General features: G+C 45.0%; 1 protein-coding gene. It reads left to right on the top strand.

All coding sequences use genetic code 11. From position 1 onward, the window contains the following. Window positions 1–86 precede the first annotated feature (86 nt). A complete protein-coding gene (locus NI000_RS36480) occupies window positions 87–1,313 on the top strand; it encodes an IS256 family transposase (protein WP_253416165.1) in 1,227 nt (408 codons plus the stop codon). Window positions 1,314–1,487 lie beyond the last annotated feature (174 nt).

Below are 1,487 nucleotides of genomic sequence, written 5' to 3'. Positions count from 1 at the left end.
GGGTCTGTAAAATAAATTGTGTAACCTCTCAACTGAGATAAATTTGGCAATACTGACTACTAGACCAAAGTTGGAGGAATGAGCACATGACGACCCGAAGCGGATTATTGTCAAAACAAGAATTACGTCAATTCGTAAAAGAGCATAATTTTCAATCGACTGAAGACATCCAAAGGACATTAAAGGAATTATTTGCAGATGTGCTCCAAGAAGCGCTAGAAGCGGAACTGGACACGCATCTCGGTTATGAGAAGCACGATGTAAAAAACAAGCAAACGAGAAATAGCCGCAACGGCTATAGTAAGAAAACCGTCACCTCCGAATACGGCGATGTAGAGATTGAAGTGCCTCGGGACCGACTGGGTGAATTTGAACCTGTGGTCGTGAAGAAAAATCAGACTAATGTGACCGGCATTGAGGAGCAGATCATCGCATTGTATGCGAAGGGTGTCAGTACGCGGGACATTCAGGATCATCTTCAAGGGTTGTATGGTGTTGAGGTCTCACCAACTCTCATCTCCAACATAACAAACAAGATCGTACCGCTTATTAAGGAGTGGCAGAACCGTCCTCTGCAGCAGGTCTATACAGTTGTCTTTTTGGATGCCATTCATTTCAAGGTCAAGCAAGAAGGCCAAATTGTAAACAAGGCTGCTTATATGGTGATTGGCATTGATTTAGACGGCAACAAAGATGTACTCGGCATTTGGATTGGAGAAAACGAATCTGCGAAGTTTTGGCTGAATGTGTTAAATGAGCTTAAGAATCGCGGAGTTCAAGACATCCTTATTACCTGTGTCGATAATCTAAGCGGTTTTTCACAAGCCATTGCAGCTTGCTATCCGAAAACGGATATCCAAAAATGCATCATCCATCAAATCCGTAATTCAACGCGATACGTCTCTTACAAGGATCTTAAGAAAGTAACAGCGGACCTAAAGCCAATTTACAAGGCGGTCACGGAAGAGGCGGCCCTGCTGGAATTGGAACGGTTTGAAGAACATTGGGGAAGCAAGTACCCGCTGATCGTCAAATCATGGCGTCAAAACTGGGATGAACTGGCGACCTTCTTCAAATATCCGCCAGAACTTCGAAAACTCATATATACAACGAACATGATCGAGAGTTATCACCGTCAATTACGCAAAGTAACAAAGGGAAAAAGCATATTCCCAACGGACGAATCGCTACTGAAGATGCTGTATCTCTCCACTATGGACGTCGTTCGAAAGTGGACAGGTCGTGTACAGAACTGGGGACAAATTCTTCTCCAGCTTACAGTATACTATCCAGAACGCGTTCAGGTACGCTAAAAGCGGCTTTACATGGAGGGGTGGGCATGATAGGCTGAATGCCTTGGCGATGACCACGTTTTAGGGAATCGCCGCATCGCCGATCATCATGCCCACAGAGGCTCCGTGTCAAGCCGCGGCACCGCAGTTTGATAGATCGATTTTGGGAGCTTACACAAAATTCTTGACAGACTC

Source organism: Paenibacillus tyrphae (genome assembly GCF_024158745.1).
Taxonomy (GTDB): Bacteria; Bacillota; Bacilli; order Paenibacillales; family NBRC-103111; genus Paenibacillus_G; species Paenibacillus_G tyrfis_A.
The sequence above is the reverse complement of the archived record's forward strand: the minus strand, read 5'-3'. Positions and strand labels throughout refer to the sequence as shown.